The organism is Paenarthrobacter sp. E2MeOHC11 (assembly GCF_058744955.1).
The window spans coordinates 2,247,991-2,262,765 of sequence record NZ_CP196673.1 but is presented as its reverse complement, the minus strand read 5'-3'; the positions used below and the strand labels follow the sequence as shown (position 1 = coordinate 2,262,765).

Sequence of the window (14,775 nt, the reverse complement as noted above, 5' to 3'; positions counted from 1 at the left end):
TGGATCCTCTCTGCGCAGATGTGGCCGCGGCAATGACGTTAAGCTAAGCATGCTTATTGTTTGCCCGCCAGAGGCCGCTCCCCCTTACGGGTTTGGCTTGCTGGCCTTGCCGTCCAGCCAGAGCATGTCCGACTCGTCCCGGTGAGCTCCGTCGGATCCAACGTGCTTGCTGTCGATCTTTGGGCCGTTCTTGATGACATGCACCAGCGCCATTCCATGGCCACGGCCAAGGTCATAGTCGGCCTTGAGCCATTCAAGAATCGCTCCCGCTTTGACGGAGGGGTCCTTGAAGCCCTTGGTGTCCGCAATGTCGACCAGCTGCCGCGGGGTGAGCCCAGTCTTGTCTTCAATGGCATCGAGGTAAGCCTGAAACGACATCAGTGTCGCCTTTCGTTGTCAGTTTCGCGAACGGAGTACGTGCGGATATCGTACCCGCGACCAAGGAATCAGCACCCCTCGCCCTACACTGATCGCATGGTGTGCCGAGGGTGGCGTTCATTTGCTGTGGGTATGGCCGTCGCTGTGGCTATGCCCCTCTTGGCCGCGTGCGACTCCCGCGATTCCGGGTCGCAGCCCACCAGAGGAAGCGCCGCCCCCATTACCGTTGAGATCAACCAGTCCAGGGACCAATACGGCAAGATGGCCATCCTGATACAGCTCACCAACACCACGGACACGCCCCTCACGGTTACCGGAGCACAGGTGGATTCGTCCTTGTTCGACGGCGGCATCTCCTGGCAGCCATCGAAAGACGGACTTGAATTGCCGCCCCAGCAGCCCAAAAGCATTCCCGCAGAATTGCCGGCAGCCGCTTGCGGAGCGCCGGCAGATGCTTCCGCCACAATCAAGGCAAAGCTCAATTACTCCGAACCAAGCAAAGAGCCCGTAGAGGAGACCGCCGACGCGACCGATCCTTACGGCGTCCTGGCCAGAAACGCCAGCGAGCTGTGCCTCGCTGCAGAAGCCGCCGCCGTCGCCACCATGGTGTTGGACCCCGGACTTGAGGTGGCAGCGGACGGCAGCACCGCCGTCGTGCGTCTCGTCGTCACTCCGGCCGGCGCCACGCAGAGCCTCACGATTGAGTCCATCGACGGGACCACCCTCCTGGCGGAGACGCCCTCTGATCCCTGGCCCCGGAACGTCACCATCGCATCCGGGGACGCCGTCCGCGAACTGGCCTTGCGCATCCGGCCTGCACGCTGCGATCCACACGCCGTCGCCGAGGACAAGGTGGGCACGCTCCTGCCGTTGAGGGTCAAAGTGGGGGAACGGCAGGGCTTGGTGAAAATTGCGGCGTCACCTGAGCTGCGCGGCCGCATTTACGACTTCGTCACTGCTGCCTGCGTCCCAGCAGGCTAAGACGGGCTTAGCCGAGGGTAGCCAAAGCTTGGGGAGCGCACTCCACCGTGACCTTGACGTCGGCCTCCACGGTCTTCACTTCGCCGTCCATTTGGTACGGCAACGGCTTAAGCGTGGTGAATTCGTAGCTGCTCACACTCGGCTGATCACCCAACCCCTGCGTCGTGGCCTTGAGGGCAGTCAACAGAACACGCCATTTGGGCATGTGCGGGAAGACGATGACTTCAAACTTCCCATCGGACGGGTGCTGCTCTGCTTCACTCAACGTGGCGTACTTGGCCATCTCATTGATATTGGCGAAGACAAGGCTGTCGAATTTGCGGCGCTTCCCGTCAGATTGGCGAATGGCGAAGGGCTGGAACTCGGAGAAGGTCTTGATGACGGTGACCATCTCCTTCAAGGCCCCCTTGCTCCCCTTTTCCAGTTCAGTTGCTACAACGGGGGTGAGTCCGAATCCTATGTACGAATGCGCATATTCGAAGGGTTCATTCTCCTTTTGGCCGGTATGGATACGGAGAAGGTCAATGTTGTGAACGTGGCCCTCTGCAATGGCCTCTTCCAAGGGTTTGGTGCCGATAATCCGGCTGTGGTCGTTGGCATTTCCCGCGGCCAGTACTGCCGCTACGGCCCTCGGGTTTTCGGCTTGCATCACACCATTAACCACCTCGTTGTAGCCGCCATCGCCGCTCACCGAGACCACAAGGACATCGCCGCCCTTGGCAGCGGCATCCCGCGCCAGATCGACGGCGTGGCCGGCATGTTCCGTTGGTTGAAGGGTGATTTCGGGCTGGTACGTGAGGAGTTCCTTCAACCGGTCCTGCAACTGCTGCGCCAGCTCAGGCGCATCACCTGTGCTGTTGGGGTTGAAGATAATGACGATCGACTCAAAGGTCCGGGCAGAATCCACGCTGTGCTCCTGATTCATTGCGAGGTCCCTTTTCAGGCGGTAGTTTCCCTCGGAGGTTCCCATAGTATTCGCAATGCGATGGGGGTTTCGGATGAACACTGAACGTGAAAACATGAAAACGGGTTTCCGGAAGCGGAAATCAACGTCAATCAGCCTGACGCAGTCCGATGCTGCGTCAGCAGTGGGGAAGGCCAATGGAAGACTCACGCCAGACGGCACGAACGCTGATCCTGGAACACGAGATCACCGTGGACGATTTGTGGGCTTGGTATTGGGCCAACGGTGGGAACGCCCGGCCTTGGGACTTCGACGCCTACCTCTTTGGAATCGAAGAGCGCGATCCTTTCGACCTGAAAATTCTCACGTGGGCCATGGAAGACCTCGACGCCCGCTCGTTGCTCTGATTACTTCCGACCTATCGCCGCGCCTCCATCAGGTGCCGGGTCGAGTGGGCGATGAAGGGGTTTCCCGCCCGCATCTGCCCATCCAGCTCCCTGAGCTTGCCCAGGTAGCGTTCTGCTGAGAAGTCGGGGACCCACCACACACATTTGCGCAGGATCCACACCACTGCGCCCACATCGAAGAACTCCATCCGGCACCGGGCTGTGCGGAGGTCCGTGACAGTGAGCCCAGCTGCTTCGGCGGCCGCTGCCTCGGCCACGGAGTCACGGCCCTTCCTCTGTTCAGGCAGCGGACCGAGGAAGTGCTCAATCAGTTCGAAGGCCGACGCCGGGCCAACGTGCTGGGCGAAATAGTGGCCACCAGGTATCAGCACCCTGCGGATTTCCTCCCAGTCGGGGCTGACAGGGTGCCGCGCACTCACAAGCTCGAAGGACTCGTCGGGGAAGGGCAGGCCCGAACCGTCAGTTGTCTCAACAATGTCCACCCCGCGGGGGCCAAGCCGGTCCCGGGCCCGCTGGGCGTTGGGAGGCCATCCCTCGGTTGCAGCCATGCGTTCGGGGAACCTCGCGGCCTCCGAGAGCACCTCCCCACCGCCGGTGTCCAGATCAAGGGCACTCCGGACGGTGGCAAGACGGCCCGCCAGAAGCGTCGCGAATCCCCACGGCGGCCGTTCTTCGGTAGCGCGCCCGTCCAACCAGCTGAATCCCCAGCCGTTGACGTCGGCTTCAACAGCCTCCTGGACCAAGGTCTCAAAATCGCGCATCAGTGTCCCTCCTTCTTTTCGGCCGCAAGCCGGGCAGCAACCCTCGCGATCAGAACGTAAGGGATCGGCTTGGCCAGTGGAAACTTCAAGGTTCCTTTTCCTGAGACGAACTGTTCCATCTCTGCGTTCAGGTTTTCGTCCTCACGTGGAATCGGATACACCGAGATGTGGTGCGCCCATGCGGCGAAGTACACCACGTAGTGCCCATCGATGGTGATGGTGGGTATGTCGTAGCTGATCATTTCCCCGGCACCCGGCACAGCAGCGTGAATGCACCTGCGGATCTCTTCGAGGATCGGCTGAGTGTCTTCGTGCTGGGCAGATATATAGGCGTCCACTGTTGGATATTTCGCGGCCATCGTCATTTCTCCCTACGGTTCAGCTCTCGCCGGGGAACCGGCCGCCGATCAGCCTGGTCATGTGCTCAGCGGTAGCGAGCAAGGGCTCAACCCAGGCCTCGCACGTCTCCAACGGCATGCGAAGGGTTGGTCCGCTGATGGTCACGGCGCCCACCAAGCCAGCGGCCGAATCGAAGACCGGGGCGGACAGGCCTGAAGCGCCGTCTTCCCGCTCACCCACCGTGATCGCGAATCCATCGGCGTGGGTCTTCTTGACCGCGGCTTCCAGTTCTTCGGAGCTGGTGATGGTGAAGTCCGTGATTGATTCCAGGGGGTCGCGGAGGACAGCTTCCAACAGCTCAGGAGACCAAGCCAACAAGACCCGGCCTGCCGAACCTGCGTGGAGCGGGACGATCTTGCCCAGGTGCATCTCCCGGCGTAGCGCGTGATGCGTGTCAGCCATAGCCACGCACACCCTGTAGTGCTGCTCGGCTTTGAAGAAGCATGCAGTCTCGCCGGTGGTGTCCCGCAGCGTCTTGAGCAGCGGACTCAGGATGTCCACCACTTCCATCCCCCGGGTTGCAGGCGCCGCCCAGTACGCCATTCTCATGCCGATCCTGTAGGCGTCGCCCTCCCGGTCAAGGAAGCCTTGCGTTGTCAGATTCGTGACCAGCCGCTGCACCGTTGAGGTGGGCATTCCGGTGAACTCGCGGATATCGGCCAACTGCAACACTGGGTTTGACAAGGAAAAGGCGTCCAAAATGGACGTGATCTTGCCCAGAACGAGCAACGGGTTGCCGTTGGCCCTCGCGGAAGCATCGGATGCTGACATAGGACTCACGCTAAACGCTGCAAGGGAGCCGCGCCAATCCCGCCGGTAGGGTTGCAGCATGGGGACAGTTCTGGAGGCCGAGGGCCTGCTTGTGGGGTATGCCGGGGCTCCGGTGTGCGGTGAAGTTTCTGCGTCCGTGGACGCTGGCGAAGTCTTGGGAGTAGTAGGCGTCAACGGCGCCGGGAAGTCCACGGTAGCCCGGACCATCGCGGGACGGCAGGCTTCCCTGGCGGGGGACGTGAAAGTCCATGGGCTCCTCATAGATCCCGATGCCATACCCTTCCGCCGGCAGGTATCTGCGGTCTTCGACGACGACCTCTTCTTCCCTTCGCTCACTGTCCGGGAGCACCTGCTCCTCGTTGCCCGCGGGCATTCCCTCGATGATCCTGAAGCACGGGTGGAGGAAGAGCTGGAATTCTTCGGGCTGCTGGGCAGGTCCCATGCCATCCCGGATGCTCTCTCTTCCGGTCAACGGCGCAGGCTGTTGCTCGCCGCTGGACTCATCCGCCCGTCGTCGCTCCTGATCCTTGACGAGCCCGAACAACGGCTCGATCCCCGGATGCGGGTGGCGCTCGGCGAACGCATAGCGGCGCATGCCAAAGAAGGTGGCGCAGTAGTCCTGGTGACCCACGATCCGCAGTTGCTGCTCGCCACGGCCTCCACGTGTTTGGTCATTGACGAGGAAGTCCAGGAATTCGATCCGGAGCAGGGGGCCTCGATCATTGCCGGGTCCTGACACAGTCACCCTTTCACCGTCCACGCAGGGCCGGGAACTTGCCGCCGCAATTGTCCGCTTCACCCACCGGTCCTCCCGACGCTACAAGCGCAGCCGGACCTCATGGGGCGAACGCTTCGTCGATGCCTACAGCTGGGGCCTGGGAATCGGCGTTTCCCTGACCATCGCTGCCTCGTTTGTCCTGGCGTTGCGCAACGAGATTGCTGACCGGGCTTCCACCGCAAACGGCATCATCCGGACGCAGTGGCTCGTCCTGCCGGAAGAGGTGCTGTGGACGTCCGTGACCTTCGCGGCCCTCCTGGTCATCGGCAACCTGGCCCGCAAGCTCGGTCCGATGACCGTGAACGGAGCCGAGGGCAGCTGGTGGCTGACGCTACCGATCGACCGCCGGCCCATGGTCCTGCCGCCGTTCCTCCGCAAAGTCGTACTCACTGCGGCTGGTTCGGCAATCATCTACTTGCCCTTCAGCATGGTGACCTTCGTTGACCGCGCTCCCAGGGAGCACCTGCTCGCTTCGTTGTCTTTCGGCGCTGCCGGGGCCATTGCGCTGGTTCTGGCAGCCCTGCAACAGCTTCGTTTGCTGTCACCGCGGATTGGCAAAGCAACGACGGCGGCAGTCCTGCTTGGGTGCTCGATCCTTCCCGCGCTGGCATCGTCCCCGTGGCCAACAGCGTTGGTGGGCGCGGCCGCCGTCGGACTCCTGTCGCTTGTCGTGCCGCGTGCCGGGCAGGTGCGGGGCGAAGAACTGGTCCGGGGCGGAGCCGTGGCCGGTCACGCCGGAGCGTCCCTGTTCATGATGGACTCCAACGAGGTGCTGCGCGCATTGAGCGGAGGCCGTCAAAGCGTCGACGGCGGCAGGGCAGCCAGGTTCTACGCCCGGCCCGCCGGCGGACCGATGAGGGCCCTGATCCGCGCCGATGTAGTTGCCTTCCTTCGACTCAATCCCCCGCTGATGCCACCAATTCTGTGGCTTGCTGCCTGCATCGCCATGTTGCTCGTGGAAGGTGGGCTGCCGGAATTCGCCCAATTGGCGGTCATCGTGATCGCCGGGTGTGCCACGGCTTCCGGTATGGGAAGTGTGGCCCGCAAGACTGCCTTGGTTCCGGAACTCGACGCACTCCTGCCATTGCATCCGGCACTGGTAAGGACCAGCCGGGCGCTCATGCCGTGCGCTGCGATGGCACTCTGGATGGCGATCCTGAGCGGGCTGCTGGTTCTGCTCGGTGCTGCGGATCCCTGGCTCATCGGGGTCGGCGCCCTTGCAGGTGTTGGCATGGGCGCAGGCACGCTCCGCGCGGCCACCAGAACACCGCCGGACTGGACGGCTCCCCCGGTTGAAACTCCGTTCGGCCCCGTTCCCCGTGCTCAACTCGGCTCGTTGATGCGCGGCCTGGACGTGACAGTCCTGGCGACCATACCGCTGGTGGTGGCGTTGTACCTCGGCTACGTTCCGCTGCTGGTGGTGATGGTGCAGGCCGTTTTCAGTGCCGGGATCTTCCTGGTGGTGGTGCTGACCCGGGCCAAGCGGTCCTAGCCAACGTTTACAGCAGCACCGTGCCTTGGATGCACGTGGCCGACGCTCCGCCTACCCAGATCTCTCCGTCTTCTGCTTTGACGTGGACCCGGCCGGCCCTGCCCAACGCAGTGCCTTGGGCAGCTACGTACTCCCGGGGTGCCCTGCCGCTGCCGATCAACCATTGGGCTGCGCCGGCATTGAAGCTGCCCGTGACCGGGTCCTCCACCATGGCGTCGCCCGGAATGAAGGTGCGCACTTCGAAGTCGACGGCGGCACCCGGCTCGTGCGGGCCGATCACCCCGACCTTGAGGTCACCCATGGCCACGAGGTCCGGTTCGATGGACAGCACCTGCTCGGCTGATCCAAGGAGCACGCCGATCCACTCCGGGCCGTTGACCAGCCACGATGCATCCAAAAGTGCGTCCCCAGGAAGCCGCAATCCGGCAGCGAGCTGGGCACGGACGCCGCCGTCCACCGGGCCGAAGCGTGTCAGCGGCGGTGCAGCGAAAGCCAGCCTGCCGGCGTCGTGCTTCACCCGAACCAAACCCGCACCGCATTCCTGAACCAGGACGCCGTCAGTCTTGGGCACTCCCCCGGCTTGGAGCCACGTGTGCGCCGAACCCAGCGTGGGGTGACCGGCGAACGGGAACTCCTCGCTGCCCGTGAAGATCCGTACTTTGTAGTCAGCCTGGGGGTCAGTAGGAGGCAGGAGGAACGTGGTCTCGGAAAGATTGGTCCAATGGGCGAAGTGCTGCATTCTCTCGCTGCTGAGGCCTTCCGCGTCGACCACGACGGCCAACGGGTTGCCGAGGTAAGGCTGGTCGGAGAAGACGTCCACTTGGTGGAACGGGCGGCTGCGCAGGGCTTCTGAAGTCACCGCTGCAGGCTATCACCGCTTGCTGGCGGGCCTGCCCCGCGTCTGCGAAACTACCAGCATGGCAGAGAACAAGACCCAGCCCACGGACGTGTCCGTGGAAGAATTCCTGGCCTCCGTGGAACATCCGAAGCGGCGCGAAGACGGTTTCGAGTTGTTGGACATGATGCGGGACATCACCGGGCAGGAAGCCGTGATGTGGGGTCCTTCGATCGTCGGATTCGGCAGCTATCACTACAAGTACGACAGCGGTCGCGAAGGTGACGCCGCCGCCGTCGGCTTCTCACCACGCAAGGCAAACCTGGTCCTCTACGGAGTGACGGAAGGCCCTGACGCGGACCGCCTGCTCCCCGAACTCGGCAAGCACAAAACCAGCACCGCATGCCTCTACGTGAACAAACTGGACGACGTGGACCGCGGTGTCCTCGCCGAGATGATCCGCACGGGCTACCACCACGTCATGGGCGAATTCCACACACCTTAGGTCTCCCGCCGAACAAAAAGGCCCCCACCACCGGAATCCGGTGATGGGGGCCTTCAGGTGCAGTCAGAGACTACTTTGCTGCAACGACCTCGAGGTCGATGACAGCGGAAACATCCTCGTGCAGGCGAACGTTGGCCGTGTACGAACCGACAGACTTGATGTGGTTCGGCAGTTCAACGTTGCGCTTGTCGATGGCGCCAAGGCCAGCGGCCTCAACAGCAGCAGCGACATCAGCAGGCTTGACGGTGCCGAAGAGACGACCGGACTCGCCGGCCTTCACCTCGAGCTTGACCTTCTTGGAGGACAGAGCCTGGGCCTGTGCCTGAGCAGCTTCGACAGAAGCGTGGGCACGAGCAGCGCGGGCAGCCTTGATGGACTCAACCTGCTTCTCGCCACCCTTGGTCCAGGTCAGAGCGAAGCCGCGGGGCAGCAGGAAGTTACGTGCGTAACCGTCCTTGACCTCGACAACGTCGCCAGCAGCACCGAGACCGGTTACTTCGTGGGTCAGAATGAGCTTTGCCATGTTAGTTAATCCCTTCCCTTAGCCGCGGCCAGCGCCGGAGTAAGGCAGCAGAGCAACTTCGCGGGCGTTCTTGATTGCCTGGGCGATCTTGCGCTGTTCCTGAACGGTAACGCCAGTGACGCGACGAGCGCGGATCTTTCCGCGGTCGGAGATGAACTTGCGCAGCAGTGCTACGTCCTTGTAGTCGATGACAGTGATGTCAGCGGCCTTCAAGGGGTTGGACTTTGGTTTGGGCTTACGGAGTTCAGCCTTAGCCATCGTGGAGCTCCTTTTCTATGGAGCCCGTGGATATTGATCCACGGGATGGTGGTGTTCGACGGCGGTTGGCACCTTGGTGCCTTGCGGCAGTTCCGGTGAGTGTCCGGCGTCGGACTTTTATTTTTTGTTTAGAAGGGAGGTTCGGAATCGGGGCCGTTGCCCCAGCCGCCAGCGTTGCTGACACCGGGCGTAGCCCAGGGGTCATCCTGCTGTTGTGCGGGCTGGTTGCCGCCCCAGGTTCCACCGGAGTTGCCGCCGCCCTGGTTTCCACCAGGAGCGCCACCTCCAAAGCCACCGGAGTTACCGGCGTTACCGCCACCAAAGCCACCCTGGCCACCGCCGGAGCGCTGGGTACGGTTGACCTTGGCGTTTGCGTAACGCAGGCTGGGGCCGATTTCGTCGACCTCAAGCTCGATTACGGTGCGCTTTTCGCCTTCTTTGGTTTCGTAAGAACGGCTCTTCAAACGGCCGGAAACGATGACGCGCATGCCCTTTGTGAGGGACTCGGCCACGTTCTCAGCTGCTTCGCGCCATACCGATGCGCGGAGGAACAGGGTTTCCCCGTCCTTCCACTCATTGGACTGGCGGTCAAAGGTCCGGGGAGTAGAAGCGATGGTGAAGTTCGCTACTGCTGAGCCAGACGGGGTGAACCGCAGCTCGGGGTCATTGGTGAGATTACCGATGACCGTAATAGTGGTTTCGCCTGCCATCTACTGCCTCCTTGTTCGTTCCTGCGTAGTAAAGATCTTGAAGGGGCTGATTACTCAGCAACGACCTTCTGGTCTTCAGGGCGGATGATCTTGGTGCGCATGATCGTCTCGTTGAGAGACAGCTGGCGATCAAGTTCCTTGGCGGTAGCCGGTGCTGCGGTGAAGTTCACCACTGCGTAGATACCTTCGGACTTCTTCTTGATGTCGTATGCCAGACGGCGACGGCCCCAGATGTCAACCTTTTCGATGGTTCCACCATCGGTGGTGATGACATTGAGGAACTTCTGAAGCGACGACTCTACGGTACGCTCTTCGACCTCGGGGTCGATGATTACCATCAATTCGTAAGGACGCATATGTGAACCCACCTCCTTTGGGCTAAGCGGTTACGGTATTTCCGTAACAGGAGGTTCATTTGCGATGCTGTGATTCGCTCCCCCGCCGAAGACTCGGAAGGAGGGCGCAACACAGACTTCAATATCTTAGTGCATCTCCTGCACCCAAAGCTATTCGAGGGGATCCGGAGCTGGAACCGGCCGGATTGCGTATGTGGATAACCCAGCGCCGGGGCACGGAATACTGGGACCATGACCACCCTGAAGTCCATCGTCCTCTTCGTTTTGGCTGCCGTCGCAGAAATCGGTGGGGCCTGGCTCATTTGGCAGGCCGTGCGTGAAGGCAAGGCCTGGTGGTGGGCAGGACTGGGCATCCTGGCCCTGGGGATCTACGGATTCTTTGCCGCTTTCCAGCCCGACGCCCACTTTGGCCGCGTTCTGGCCGCGTACGGTGGCGTGTTCATTGTGGGTTCGCTGGCGTGGGGAATGCTGATGGACGGCTTCCGGCCGGACCGCTGGGACATCATCGGCGCCGCAATCTGCGTAGTGGGCGTCGCCGTGATCATGTTTGCACCGCGCTCAGGCGCGTAGGCCAGCACCCGGACGCCTCGGCCATGGACGACAAAACCCCCGGAAGATGACCTTCCGGGGGTTTCCTTGTGCGCGGAGGGGGACTTGAACCCCCACCCCCTTTCGAGGACTAGCACCTCAAGCTAGCGCGTCTGCCATTCCGCCACCCGCGCAAGGTGATCAGGAGAACCAGCGTTTCGTTTTTCTCCTCGACAGCGACAAAGACACTAACACGAGGAACGGCAATCCGTGGATTCCTGTCCCCGTGATGGCGTCCCGCTAGGGTGGGGCCATGGATGCCACACCCCTGAACACCCTTGTCCTGACGGTCGTCTTCGCCGCGATCGGGCTGTATGCCCTGTACTACGTGATCCGCGCCGGCGTCCGGGACGGCATCCTCCAGGCAGACAAGAAGCGCGAAACGTCACCCCGAACAGACATTCCCACTGGCTAGGCTGTGCACATGGACAAGGTCAGGGTGAGGCGGAGCCGGCCGCGCTTCGTCGTCATGGTTCTAGCCGGCGCCGTGGCCTTCGTCGTCACTGGAGTCCCAGGCAACTGGGTGGATGCACCGGCAGTCGGCTGGGCCGTGGCAGCGCTTGTCTACGTGGCCTGGGTGTGGCTGGTGATCGCCCGCCTCGATCCGGCCCAGACTGAACAACACGCCACCTCCGAGGACCCTTCCAGGGGAGTCACGGACCTGCTGATACTCGTGGCAAACCTTGCCAGCCTTGCCGCAGTGGCCGCCGTGATCGTCAATTCGCATACGGAAGGAACGGGCGCCCGCCTGTCTTCTGCGGCTCTCGCGCTGGCCTGCGTGGCACTGTCCTGGATGCTGGTCCAAACGCTCTTCACCCTGCGTTACGCGGAGCTCTACTACAGCCCGGAGGCCGACGCCGGCGGTGAAGTGGGCGGCATCAGCTTCAACCAGGACCGCCCGCCCCAGTACACGGACTTTGCCTATCTCGCCACCAGCTTGGGGATGACTTACCAGGTATCGGACACCAACATTGGCAACCACCGGATCCGCGCCGAAGCCCTGAAGCACAGCCTGCTGTCCTACCTCTTCGGCACTGTCATCCTGGCCGTCACCATCAACCTGGTCATCGGGCTGGCGCAGTAGCCGCTGCCTTGGTCCCGTTAAAGCGAAACGGGACAGCCGCCGTCGAACATTGACGGCAGCTGCCCCGCGGTAAAGACGCTTACGACGCCGGCCCGGAACCAACCTCGGAGCGCTCGGCTTCCGCTGTAGTCGCCTCGGGCGGGGTTGCTCCACGCTTGCGGTAGCGGAACACGCCGATGGCTACGACGACAGCTGCCAGTGCGAGGGACAGGAACAGCGACTCACGGGTGGATTCGATGATGACCATCCCGATAATCAGCGCCACGATGGCAGCGATGGCGATCCACGTGAGGTACGGGAAGAACCACATTTTGAGATCGAGGTCCTTGGCTGCTGCACCCATTCGCTTGCGCAGGATGAGCTGCGAGGTCGCGATGACCAGCCAAACGAAGAGCGCGATGGCACCGGAGGTGTTCACCAGGAACAGGAACACCGTGTCCGGGGCGATGTAGTTGAGGCCAACGGTGACGAACCCAACCACGGTGGACGCGAGGACAGCTGCAGCCGGAACGCCGCGCTTGGAGATCTTCATCCACGACCTGGGAGCATCGCCACGCTGGGAGAGAGAGAACAGCATGCGGCTGGCCGTGTACAGGCCGGAGTTCAGGCAGGAGAGCACCGAGGTGAGGACAACGATGTCCATGATGGTGCCCGCGCCCGGGATGCCGTAGAGCTCGATGACGGCAACGTAGGGGCTCTTGGCAACGGAGGCGTCGTTCCAAGGCAGGAGCGTCACCACGATGGCGATGGATCCGATGTAGAAGATCAGGATGCGCCACACCGTGGACTTCACGGCCTTCTTGACGGCGTCCACGGGGTTCTCGGATTCGCCGGCTGCAATGGTGGCGATTTCGGCGCCGAAGAACGAGAAGACCACCACGAGGATGCCCGCCAGGACAGCGCCCGGCCCATTCGGCATGAAACCGCCCTGATCCAGGAGGTTCGCAACGCCAGGTGCGGAAACGCCCGGCATCAGGCCAAGGATCGCGGCAATACCGGCGAGGAGGAAGATCACGATTGCAGCGACCTTGATGGACGCGAACCAGAACTCAAACTCGCCGTAGGACTTCACCGAGCCGAGGTTCGTCAGGGTCAGGAGGACCATGAGAACCAATGCCCAGATCCATTGATCGACGCCGGGAACCCAGCGGTGCATGATGGCGGCGCCCGCCGTTGCCTCGATGCCGAGGACGATGATCCAGAACCACGCATAGAGCCAGCCAATACTGAACCCTGCCCAACGGCCAAGGGCTTTATCAGCGTATGTGGAGAACGAGCCGGTTTCAGGGTTGGCCGCAGCCATCTCACCCAGCATGCGCATGACGAGAATGACCACGAGGCCTGCGGCCAAGTAGGCCACGAGGATGCCCGGGCCAGCCTGCTGAATGGCAGCGCCGGAGCCTACGAACAGACCTGCTCCAATGACGCCGGCGATGGCAATCATGGACAGGTGGCGCGGCTTCAGGGACTGGGAAAGCTGTTGGTCAGCGTGCATGGATCGGCGCCGTCCTTTAGGTTTTGGGAATTGGCCTCAGTGGTGTGCCACGGGCCACATGACTAATTCACGCTAGCCTGCTACAACGATGCCGATCCTGTGCAACCGAACATTTTGCCTGCTCCGAAACAGGGACCATGCACAAAATGTAAACCTCAGGGCATCTAATGTTTCCTATAGGAAACTTTTGAAATGGCCCTGAAATGACTGCTTGAGGCTTTCCCTCAGGCGGCAGTCCGGAAGAACAACTCCGAAACGTCAGCCAGCCTCTTCGGATCTTCCACGCCACACAGCTCGCGGGCAGAGTGCATCGAGAGTAGCGGAATGCCCACATCCACCGTCCGGATACCGAGGCGGGTTGCGGTCAGGGGACCGATGGTGGAACCACAGGGGAGATCGTTGTTGGAGACGTATTCCTGATAAGGCACATTGGCTTCGTCGCACAAACGGGCCCACAGTGCCGCGCCTGTGGCATCTGTGGCATAGCGCTGGTTGGCATTGATCTTCAACAGTGGGCCGCCATTCAGCAGCGGCTTGTTCGCGGGATCGTGCTTCTCCGCGTAGTTGGGGTGGACAGCGTGGCCCGCGTCCGCGGAAACACAGAACGACGCCGCCAGCGCCTGCCGCCGCTGGCTCACCGAGGCGCCAAGACCGTCGGAGATGCGTACCAGGATGTCCTCAAGGATGGGGCCACAGGCGCCGGAACGCGAGTTGGAGCCGATCTCCTCATGATCGAAGGCCGCAAGGACGGCGATCGGGCCATCGGCGGGTGCGGCGGCCGCATGCGCTATCAACGCCACCAGGCCAGCGTGCGTGGAGGAAAGGTTATCCATGCGGCCTGAAGCGAAAAACTCACCATGTGCTCCAAAAATCGCCGGCGCCTGGGTGTCCGCCACCACGACGTCGTACCCGCCGATATCGGCAGCGTCCACAGTGGCGCCTTCAACGCGATCGGCGAGCAGTGCCAGCAGATCCTCCCCAGCGGGATCTCCCTGGCCGAAAATGGGGTTCATGTGCTGCTGCTTGGACAGGTGGAGGCCATTGTCGTTGACCCCGCGGTCCAGGTGAATCGCCAGCTGCGGAAAGCGCAGGAGGGGCCCTGTGGCAGTCAGGTGCTGCGTACCGTCGCGCAGCACCAAGCGGCCCGCCAACTGCAGTTCACGGTCCAGCCAGGAGTTCAGGAGTGGCCCGCCATACACCTCGACGCCGGCCTGCAGCCACCCGAATTTGCCCGTAGTGGGCTTTGGCTTGAGCTTGAAGGACGGCGAGTCAGTGTGGGCACCAAGGATGTTGAATCCCGTGGTGGGGCCAGCGTTCTCCGGAGTCACCCATGCGATGAGTGCGCCATCGCGGATCACGTAGAACTTGCCCGCTCCGCCGTCCCACGGCTGCAGTTCATCCAGGCCAGTGAATCCAACCGCGTCCAGGCGACGGGCGGCCTCGTGAACCGCGTGGAAGCTTGAAGGCGACGCAGCTACATACGTACCGAGGTCCTGGATATGGTCAATGGCGGCAGAGGCATTCGGAGACATGCCCCCGAGTCTAGCCCC

20 protein-coding genes and 1 tRNA gene are annotated in these 14,775 nt (G+C 62.3%); 8 read left to right on the top strand and 13 right to left on the bottom strand.

The window, feature by feature from the left end; genetic code table 11:
• Nucleotides 1–84 precede the first annotated feature (84 nt).
• Entirely contained in the window at nucleotides 85–378 is a 294-nt protein-coding gene (locus ACSSVG_RS10540) for a DUF4287 domain-containing protein (RefSeq protein WP_231341466.1), read from the bottom strand.
• Nucleotides 379–528: 150 nt separating this feature from the next.
• On the opposite strand from ACSSVG_RS10540, the gene ACSSVG_RS10535 reads away from it, so the two are divergent.
• Nucleotides 529–1,359, top strand: coding sequence for a hypothetical protein (locus ACSSVG_RS10535; protein ID WP_492419183.1), 831 nt, complete (start codon nucleotides 529–531; stop codon nucleotides 1,357–1,359).
• 7 nt (nucleotides 1,360–1,366) lie between these two features.
• Here ACSSVG_RS10535 and ACSSVG_RS10530 read toward each other — a convergent pair whose 3' ends face one another.
• Nucleotides 1,367–2,266: a diacylglycerol/lipid kinase family protein gene (locus ACSSVG_RS10530; protein ID WP_308292037.1), complete on the bottom strand. Its 900-nt coding sequence runs from the start codon at nucleotides 2,264–2,266 to the stop codon at nucleotides 1,367–1,369.
• A 194-nt stretch (nucleotides 2,267–2,460) separates the two neighbouring features.
• Here ACSSVG_RS10530 and ACSSVG_RS10525 point away from each other — a divergent pair, with 194 nt between their 5' ends.
• Nucleotides 2,461–2,670 carry a hypothetical protein gene (locus tag ACSSVG_RS10525; protein WP_231341463.1) on the top strand — a complete coding sequence of 70 codons (210 nt, stop codon included), beginning with the start codon at nucleotides 2,461–2,463 and terminating at the stop codon, nucleotides 2,668–2,670.
• A gap of 11 nt (nucleotides 2,671–2,681) precedes the next feature.
• Here ACSSVG_RS10525 and ACSSVG_RS10520 read toward each other — a convergent pair whose 3' ends face one another.
• Genes ACSSVG_RS10520 through ACSSVG_RS10510 form a run of 3 tightly spaced genes read right to left on the bottom strand, consistent with a single transcriptional unit; the run spans nucleotide 2,682 to nucleotide 4,601 of the window.
• Nucleotides 2,682–3,431 carry a class I SAM-dependent methyltransferase gene (locus ACSSVG_RS10520; protein ID WP_231341462.1) on the bottom strand — a complete coding sequence of 250 codons (750 nt, stop codon included), beginning with the start codon at nucleotides 3,429–3,431 and terminating at the stop codon, nucleotides 2,682–2,684.
• On the bottom strand, nucleotides 3,431–3,790 hold the full coding sequence (locus tag ACSSVG_RS10515) for an iron chaperone (protein ID WP_492418787.1): 360 nt from the start codon (nucleotides 3,788–3,790) through the stop codon (nucleotides 3,431–3,433). The genes ACSSVG_RS10520 and ACSSVG_RS10515 overlap by 1 nt, the downstream gene beginning before the upstream one ends.
• A gap of 19 nt (nucleotides 3,791–3,809) precedes the next feature.
• Nucleotides 3,810–4,601: an IclR family transcriptional regulator gene (locus ACSSVG_RS10510; RefSeq protein WP_231341460.1), complete on the bottom strand. Its 792-nt coding sequence runs from the start codon at nucleotides 4,599–4,601 to the stop codon at nucleotides 3,810–3,812.
• A 58-nt stretch (nucleotides 4,602–4,659) separates the two neighbouring features.
• Here ACSSVG_RS10510 and ACSSVG_RS10505 point away from each other — a divergent pair, with 58 nt between their 5' ends.
• Both ACSSVG_RS10505 and ACSSVG_RS10500 read left to right on the top strand, forming a co-directional pair.
• Nucleotides 4,660–5,337: an ABC transporter ATP-binding protein gene (locus tag ACSSVG_RS10505; protein ID WP_492418785.1), complete on the top strand. Its 678-nt coding sequence runs from the start codon at nucleotides 4,660–4,662 to the stop codon at nucleotides 5,335–5,337.
• Nucleotides 5,324–6,871: a DUF6297 family protein gene (locus ACSSVG_RS10500; RefSeq protein ID WP_492418783.1), complete on the top strand. Its 1,548-nt coding sequence runs from the start codon at nucleotides 5,324–5,326 to the stop codon at nucleotides 6,869–6,871. Before ACSSVG_RS10505 ends, ACSSVG_RS10500 begins: the two co-directional genes overlap by 14 nt.
• A 7-nt stretch (nucleotides 6,872–6,878) precedes the next feature.
• Here the strand turns inward: ACSSVG_RS10500 and ACSSVG_RS10495 are convergent, their stop codons facing one another.
• Nucleotides 6,879–7,730, bottom strand: coding sequence for a PhzF family phenazine biosynthesis protein (locus tag ACSSVG_RS10495; protein WP_492418781.1), 852 nt, complete (start codon nucleotides 7,728–7,730; stop codon nucleotides 6,879–6,881).
• A 58-nt stretch (nucleotides 7,731–7,788) separates the two neighbouring features.
• Between ACSSVG_RS10495 and ACSSVG_RS10490 the strand changes: the two genes are divergently transcribed.
• Complete coding sequence (locus ACSSVG_RS10490; protein ID WP_492418780.1) at nucleotides 7,789–8,211, top strand: DUF1801 domain-containing protein; 423 nt, start codon at nucleotides 7,789–7,791, stop codon at nucleotides 8,209–8,211.
• Between the two features lie 70 nt (nucleotides 8,212–8,281).
• On the opposite strand, the gene rplI is transcribed toward ACSSVG_RS10490, so the two are convergent.
• The 4 genes from rplI to rpsF all read right to left on the bottom strand — a co-directional run bounded on the left by rplI (nucleotide 8,282) and on the right by rpsF (nucleotide 10,058).
• Nucleotides 8,282–8,734, bottom strand: coding sequence for a 50S ribosomal protein L9 (rplI, locus tag ACSSVG_RS10485; protein ID WP_011776753.1), 453 nt, complete (start codon nucleotides 8,732–8,734; stop codon nucleotides 8,282–8,284).
• Nucleotides 8,735–8,752: 18 nt separating this feature from the next.
• Complete coding sequence (gene rpsR, locus ACSSVG_RS10480; RefSeq protein WP_003800144.1) at nucleotides 8,753–8,992, bottom strand: 30S ribosomal protein S18; 240 nt, start codon at nucleotides 8,990–8,992, stop codon at nucleotides 8,753–8,755.
• Between the two features lie 128 nt (nucleotides 8,993–9,120).
• Complete coding sequence (locus ACSSVG_RS10475; RefSeq protein WP_011776754.1) at nucleotides 9,121–9,702, bottom strand: single-stranded DNA-binding protein; 582 nt, start codon at nucleotides 9,700–9,702, stop codon at nucleotides 9,121–9,123.
• 50 nt (nucleotides 9,703–9,752) lie between these two features.
• Nucleotides 9,753–10,058: a 30S ribosomal protein S6 gene (gene rpsF, locus ACSSVG_RS10470; RefSeq protein WP_011776755.1), complete on the bottom strand. Its 306-nt coding sequence runs from the start codon at nucleotides 10,056–10,058 to the stop codon at nucleotides 9,753–9,755.
• 231 nt (nucleotides 10,059–10,289) lie between these two features.
• Here rpsF and ACSSVG_RS10465 point away from each other — a divergent pair, with 231 nt between their 5' ends.
• A complete protein-coding gene (locus ACSSVG_RS10465) occupies nucleotides 10,290–10,628 on the top strand; it encodes a YnfA family protein (RefSeq protein WP_231341455.1) in 339 nt (112 codons plus the stop codon).
• 69 nt (nucleotides 10,629–10,697) lie between these two features.
• Here ACSSVG_RS10465 and ACSSVG_RS10460 read toward each other — a convergent pair.
• Nucleotides 10,698–10,780, bottom strand: a tRNA-Leu gene (locus ACSSVG_RS10460).
• A 119-nt stretch (nucleotides 10,781–10,899) separates the two neighbouring features.
• Here ACSSVG_RS10460 and ACSSVG_RS10455 point away from each other — a divergent pair.
• Nucleotides 10,900–11,061: a hypothetical protein gene (locus ACSSVG_RS10455; protein ID WP_231341454.1), complete on the top strand. Its 162-nt coding sequence runs from the start codon at nucleotides 10,900–10,902 to the stop codon at nucleotides 11,059–11,061.
• Between the two features lie 9 nt (nucleotides 11,062–11,070).
• Nucleotides 11,071–11,730 carry a DUF1345 domain-containing protein gene (locus ACSSVG_RS10450; protein ID WP_231341453.1) on the top strand — a complete coding sequence of 220 codons (660 nt, stop codon included), beginning with the start codon at nucleotides 11,071–11,073 and terminating at the stop codon, nucleotides 11,728–11,730.
• Nucleotides 11,731–11,809: 79 nt separating this feature from the next.
• Here the strand turns inward: ACSSVG_RS10450 and ACSSVG_RS10445 are convergent, their stop codons facing one another.
• Both ACSSVG_RS10445 and ACSSVG_RS10440 read right to left on the bottom strand, forming a co-directional pair.
• On the bottom strand, nucleotides 11,810–13,225 hold the full coding sequence (locus ACSSVG_RS10445) for an amino acid permease (RefSeq protein WP_492418776.1): 1,416 nt from the start codon (nucleotides 13,223–13,225) through the stop codon (nucleotides 11,810–11,812).
• Between the two features lie 224 nt (nucleotides 13,226–13,449).
• Nucleotides 13,450–14,757 (bottom strand): M18 family aminopeptidase, encoded by a 1,308-nt coding sequence (locus ACSSVG_RS10440; protein WP_492418774.1) that lies wholly within the window; start codon nucleotides 14,755–14,757, stop codon nucleotides 13,450–13,452.
• Nucleotides 14,758–14,775: the final 18 nt, after the last annotated feature.

Excerpts from the sequence above, each read along its gene's own strand:
- ACSSVG_RS10465 (WP_231341455.1), top strand. The coding sequence starts at position 10,290 with ATGACCACCCTGAAGTCCATCGTCCTCTTCGTTTTGGCTGCCGTCGCA.
- rpsF (WP_011776755.1), bottom strand. The coding sequence starts at position 10,058 with ATGCGTCCTTACGAATTGATGGTAATCATCGACCCCGAGGTCGAAGAG.
- ACSSVG_RS10510 (WP_231341460.1), bottom strand. The coding sequence starts at position 4,601 with ATGTCAGCATCCGATGCTTCCGCGAGGGCCAACGGCAACCCGTTGCTC.
- ACSSVG_RS10490 (WP_492418780.1), top strand. The coding sequence starts at position 7,789 with ATGGCAGAGAACAAGACCCAGCCCACGGACGTGTCCGTGGAAGAATTC.
- ACSSVG_RS10445 (WP_492418776.1), bottom strand. The coding sequence starts at position 13,225 with ATGCACGCTGACCAACAGCTTTCCCAGTCCCTGAAGCCGCGCCACCTG.
- ACSSVG_RS10540 (WP_231341466.1), bottom strand. The coding sequence starts at position 378 with ATGTCGTTTCAGGCTTACCTCGATGCCATTGAAGACAAGACTGGGCTC.
- ACSSVG_RS10440 (WP_492418774.1), bottom strand. The coding sequence starts at position 14,757 with ATGTCTCCGAATGCCTCTGCCGCCATTGACCATATCCAGGACCTCGGT.
- ACSSVG_RS10505 (WP_492418785.1), top strand. The coding sequence starts at position 4,660 with ATGGGGACAGTTCTGGAGGCCGAGGGCCTGCTTGTGGGGTATGCCGGG.
- ACSSVG_RS10450 (WP_231341453.1), top strand. The coding sequence starts at position 11,071 with ATGGACAAGGTCAGGGTGAGGCGGAGCCGGCCGCGCTTCGTCGTCATG.
- rplI (WP_011776753.1), bottom strand. The coding sequence starts at position 8,734 with ATGGCAAAGCTCATTCTGACCCACGAAGTAACCGGTCTCGGTGCTGCT.
- rpsR (WP_003800144.1), bottom strand. The coding sequence starts at position 8,992 with ATGGCTAAGGCTGAACTCCGTAAGCCCAAACCAAAGTCCAACCCCTTG.
- ACSSVG_RS10520 (WP_231341462.1), bottom strand. The coding sequence starts at position 3,431 with ATGCGCGATTTTGAGACCTTGGTCCAGGAGGCTGTTGAAGCCGACGTC.
- ACSSVG_RS10475 (WP_011776754.1), bottom strand. The coding sequence starts at position 9,702 with ATGGCAGGCGAAACCACTATTACGGTCATCGGTAATCTCACCAATGAC.
- ACSSVG_RS10535 (WP_492419183.1), top strand. The coding sequence starts at position 529 with ATGCCCCTCTTGGCCGCGTGCGACTCCCGCGATTCCGGGTCGCAGCCC.
- ACSSVG_RS10515 (WP_492418787.1), bottom strand. The coding sequence starts at position 3,790 with ATGGCCGCGAAATATCCAACAGTGGACGCCTATATATCTGCCCAGCAC.
- ACSSVG_RS10455 (WP_231341454.1), top strand. The coding sequence starts at position 10,900 with ATGGATGCCACACCCCTGAACACCCTTGTCCTGACGGTCGTCTTCGCC.
- ACSSVG_RS10525 (WP_231341463.1), top strand. The coding sequence starts at position 2,461 with ATGGAAGACTCACGCCAGACGGCACGAACGCTGATCCTGGAACACGAG.